General features: G+C 34.8%; 4 protein-coding genes and 2 rRNA genes. 1 reads left to right on the top strand and 5 read right to left on the bottom strand.

Annotated features, from left to right (window positions below):
• The coding region (locus WBY99_RS01470; RefSeq protein ID WP_423974571.1) for a hypothetical protein at positions 1 to 1,357 on the top strand (1,357 nt) is incomplete at its 5' end.
• A 51-nt stretch (positions 1,358 to 1,408) separates the two neighbouring features.
• On the opposite strand, the gene WBY99_RS01465 is transcribed toward WBY99_RS01470, so the two are convergent.
• The 5 genes from WBY99_RS01465 to WBY99_RS01445 form a co-directional block, all read right to left on the bottom strand.
• Entirely contained in the window at positions 1,409 to 2,404 is a 996-nt protein-coding gene (locus tag WBY99_RS01465) for an MlaD family protein (protein WP_423974570.1), read from the bottom strand.
• 4 nt (positions 2,405 to 2,408) lie between these two features.
• Complete coding sequence (locus WBY99_RS01460) at positions 2,409 to 3,161, bottom strand: ABC transporter ATP-binding protein (protein WP_423974569.1); 753 nt, start codon at positions 3,159 to 3,161, stop codon at positions 2,409 to 2,411.
• The gene (locus tag WBY99_RS01455; protein ID WP_423974568.1) at positions 3,162 to 3,944 is read right to left on the bottom strand and encodes an MlaE family ABC transporter permease; all 783 of its coding nucleotides are present in this window, start codon (positions 3,942 to 3,944) and stop codon (positions 3,162 to 3,164) included. It lies immediately after the preceding gene.
• A 747-nt stretch (positions 3,945 to 4,691) separates the two neighbouring features.
• Positions 4,692 to 4,799, bottom strand: a 5S ribosomal RNA gene (gene rrf / locus WBY99_RS01450).
• Positions 4,800 to 4,967: 168 nt separating this feature from the next.
• Positions 4,968 to 5,078, bottom strand: a 23S ribosomal RNA gene (locus WBY99_RS01445); the annotation flags it as partial.

Raw genomic sequence — 5,078 nt, 5'->3', positions numbered from 1 at the left:
GGTGAAATTATCCGAAGACATTGTGCGAAATTTTAAATATAAACCAGAATTTTTTACCAAAAATCTAGATTCTTTAAAGAAGGAAATCAACGAGAAATATCGAAATCAAGGTTTTGTTTTTAATCGCATAAAATCTGAATTTAAAGGATTGAAAAATGAGATTCCACAAGTTGAAATTTCGGTTATAAAAAGTGATCTGCGGAAAATTGATGGAATCGTTCTTAAAGGTTACGAGCAAGTTTCGCAACGTTTTGTGAAGAATTTGGAAAAGCAATATCAGGGGAAAAGTTATCAGGAATCGACTTTAGCCAAGTTAGGACAATCGTTGCAAAATCATCCTTTTCTATTGTTGGAAAAACCGCCTCAAACGCTTTATACCAAAGATTCTACTACTATTTTTCTATTTATGCAGAAAAAAAAATCGAACTCTTTTGACGGCATAATCGGCTTTGGAAATGATAAAACTGAGAAATTCACTTTTAATGGAAGTATTAATCTGAACTTTAGAAATATGTTTAATGGTTTTGAAACGGTGAATATTTTCTGGCAAAGAAATCCGGATAAAGGGCAAACTTTCGATTTGCAAAGTGATATTCCTTATTTGTTTAAATCAAATATTGGTGGGAATTTTAAAGTCAATATTTTCCGCCAGGATTCAACTTATGCGAACGTAAAATTAACGCCAGCTTTTTATCTTCATCTAAAAAGTAACCAGAAAATTGGTTTGCGCGGAACTTTTGAAACTTCAACAGTTCTTGATTCTCTCTATCTTCAAGGGCGAGATTACGATAAAAAAGGAATTGGGATTTGGTATGATTATTCCGAACCTTCTGAGGTTGAATTATTTTTATATAAAACCAGGCTGAGAGCCGAAGCAGATTATATTACCACGAATTATTCTGTAGAAAACATCAATGCAAATCAAACTAACTTTTTCTTTTCGGGCGAACGAAATTTCAATATTAAAGGAAATAATTATTTAAACTTAAGGGGCGAAACGGCGCTTCTGAATTCTAAAAATGATTTTGCGTTTAATGAATTATTGCGTTTCGGTGGTTGGAATTCTTTTCGGGGATTTAATGAAAATTCACTTTATGCTGATTTCTATTATTTCGGAACTGCGGAATATCGCTATTTGGTCGGAAACCAAGCGTTTTTCGATGTCTTCGGTCAATATGGTGAATTGCATAATAAAAACTTAGGACTAAAACCGAAATTATACAGTTTGGGATTAGGTTTTAATTTTATGCTACCAATTGGATTAATGAGTTTTCAAATCTCGAATGGAAGTGAATTTGGAAACCCAATAAAATTTGGAGACACGAAAATTCACTGGGGAATATTGAGTCGGTTTTAAAGTAAAAAATACTACTTTTCAATTACTAAAGGAACTAACCAACATTAAAAATCATTTCAATTTACTGCGTTTGATACTGTCCTTTTTTTTCTGCTCTGCCTGTTTTCTGAAATAACCACGGAAAAGGAAATTGTGTTTTAGGGCTTCCATATTTTCGTTCAGTCTCTCGGAAGCTTGCTTTATATTGATTATCGTTGAATCGATATCTTTTGCCAAATCCTGATTCTGAGTAATGTAATTTAAAGTTCCTTTTCCGGTCTTCATTTCGTCAAAATAATCATCCATTTTTTTTGTGACGTCATTGATATCATTACTGGATTTTTCAAGATTTGTAAAAACTGTTTTAATTTGAGTGGAAGCCGTTTTGTCACTTAAAAGTACAGCAGCAGCACTTTGATCATAATTTACTTTAGAAATAATTGCATTGATTTTAGTAATTGCAGTAGAAGTACCAGCTGTCGCTTTTTCAATTTCAGCCACGGACTGTCGGATATTTTGCGCTATCAAAGTATCACTAAGCATGGCTCCCAAAGTTCCTTTCCCCTCAATGATTTTATTGGTTATTTTTAAAAGATTAGCGCTCAATAAAGCGACGTTTTCATTTGTTTTATTTAAGGTATTAAGCATTTCATCAGTACCAACCTTTGCGTGGATCCTGATTGTATCTCCAGAAACAACAGCGTTTGCATTCTCTTCTTTCCCGGGAACGATGTTCACTACCATGCTTCCAACCAAACCATCGGAAGCAACAGATGCAATGGCATTTTTTTTAATAAAACGTCCAGTTTCCTCATCGATCGACATTTGAACAGCAATTTTCCCTTCATCTAACATATCTATATCACTGACTGTGCCTACATTAACACCGGAATAACGAACATAATTCCCGGGTTGCAAACCATTTATATTATTAAAAACGGCATACAGTTTAATGGTTTTACTAAACATTTGCTGCTGCTGACCAATGAAATAAAGTGCGGCAATAAGAAGAACAGTTCCGATTACTACAAAAATTCCCACTTTTATTTTCTCTGTAGATTTTCCCATAATTTTAGTTTTTAAAGAATGCCTGAACTTTTTGGTCTTTCGAATTCGAAAGTTCTTCAAAAGTCCCTTCAACATAGCTAATACCATCAATCAACAAAATAATTCGGTTTGAAATCACTCTTGCACAATCTACATCATGAGTGATGATGAGTGATGAAGTATGATATTTAATCTGGATGGTTCGCATCAGCTGGATGATTTCCTTTGCGGTAATCGGATCCAACCCTGTTGTGGGCTCGTCGTACATAATAATTTTTGGTTTCAAAATTAATGCTCTTGCCAATGCGACTCTACGCTGCATCCCACCTGAAAGTTCTGAAGGCATCAAATCGATGGAGTTTTCTAAACCGACATTTTCTAAAGCTTCTCTAACCAAAATTTCGGTTCCTTGAAAATTATTAATCTTCTCTTTATGACGCCGTAAAGGAAACTCTAGGTTTTCGCGAACCGTCATCGAATCATACAATGCGCTTCCTTGAAAAAGAAAACCGATTTCCGTACGCAACAGATCTAATTTGTCATGTTTCATTGCGGTAATATCATAATCATTAATCGTAATACTACCGCTATCAGGCTGCATCAAACCTACCAGGCATTTTATCATAACCGATTTCCCAGCACCAGATTTACCCATAACCACTAAGTTTTCACCTTCATATAATTTCAGGTTGAAACCATTGAGTACATGATTATCACCAAAACTCTTTCGAAGGTCTTTCAACTCTAAGACGACTTTTATGTTTTTTTCGGAACTCATTTAGACATTAAAAAAAATATCGGTTATAAATACGGCGATAAAATCGATTATAAATAGAAGCATCGAGGTATATACCACTGCTGAATTCGATGCTTCACCAACTCCTACAGTTCCATTGGCACAATTGTAGCCTTTATAACAACCCACCAAACCAATAGCAAATCCAAAAAAGTATGTTTTAATAGTCGCTGGAAGAATATCACTAAAGCTAAGTGAACTAAAAACTTTGTTGAAATAGAGAACATAAGAAACATCACCTTTCATATTTTCAATAATCGCCGAACCTACCAATGCAACAGCATCTCCCATGATGACTAAAAACGGTAACATGAGGGTGGTGGCAACGATGCGAGTAACGACTAGAAATTTAAAAGGGTTGGTTCCAGAAACTTCCATGGCGTCAATCTGCTCAGTAACTCTCATAGAACCGAGCTCAGCTCCAATCCCTGAACCAATTCTACCAGCACAGATCAAGGCAATAATTACTGGTCCAATTTCTCGAACGATGGAAATACTGACCATATCCGGCATCCAAGACTGCGCCCCAAATTGCATTAAAGTCGGCCGTGATTGTAATGTAAATACGAGACCTAAAATAAAACCCGTAACTCCGACCAATAACAAGGAACGGTTTCCCATATTATAGCATTGCTGAATTAGTTCTTTAAACTCAAATGGTGGTTTAAAAACTTCCCGGAAAAAGCGTCCTGCAAATAAAGTCATATCTCCTATTTCAGAAAAAAATGATTTTGCGTTAGCTGATATGGAGTTTGGATTGAACATACAAAAATGTATCTATCAAAGTTAGCAATTATTTAGGCTAATTATGAACGCTTTATGAAATTTTAGTACTGTGGGAATTTTATTAAAATGAGCAAAAAGGATATTTTATCGGTTTTCAAATCAAATAATATTATTGAAAATCATATTTAACCCGAATGTTTTTCACGAACGTTTACCTCTCGGAAAAATAAGCAGTCTGCATTTTGAAAAGCGGAATCTTTTTATCTACCTACAATCAAATTTTGAAATATTTTTTCTAAAGGTTCATTATTTTCCGCCAATTCAGAGTAACTTTCTTTTCTAAGCCAAAGTAATTTATTTAGGTGGAACAGCCTTTTTACATTTTTTCAATTTTACCATAATCTATTTCGCATAGGTCTGCACTTATAAATGACGATCTTGGTTAGGCAGACGTTTGCGGAAATCAGGTATGGTTTTAACCTAAAAGTAAGGTGGTTTGTATCATCTACCTTATTCCAGCCAACTTATATTTAAAAGTTTTAAAATCCATTTTTAAAATCATCGTCAAGTTTTTTTATCTGATGTGTTCCAAATTTTCAAACAAGGACAAAATTTTTTCAGGGGCAATGTGTTGCGTAACCTGAGCAATAATCAAAATTAAGCATTCCATGGTTTGTGATTGACACTACCCCATAAAAAGCTTATCAAACCAAATTGATAAGCTTTATTCTCTGACTTTATTTCACAAAAAAAGCTCATCAAAATAAATTGATGAGCTTTTAAAAAAACTGGCGGCGACCTACTCTCCCGCGTTAGCAGTACCATCGGCGCTAGAGGGCTTAACTTCTGTGTTCGGAATGGGAACAGGTGAGCCCCTCTGCTAAAACCACCCTAAAGGTTGTTTTGTACAAAAGGATGTACAGTATATTATTAATTTAACAATGCTTTTAATGTACCAGTGTAACAATTGCTAGACTGATAAATTTACACATTGGTAAATTATTATCGATAAAAACGTTCACAAAGAGACAACCGTAGTTGCACTGTCGAGTGCCTTAATTAGGCAATAAATCTACGGGTAATTAGTACTACTCGGCTATGACATTACTGCCTTTACACCTATAGCCTATCAACGTTGTCATCTCCAACGACCCTTAAAAGATGTCTCATCTT

The sequence above is a fragment of the Kaistella sp. genome, assembly GCF_049588135.1.
In the GTDB taxonomy this organism is placed as follows: domain Bacteria; phylum Bacteroidota; class Bacteroidia; order Flavobacteriales; family Weeksellaceae; genus Kaistella.
This window is presented reverse-complemented; position numbering and strand designations above follow the sequence as displayed.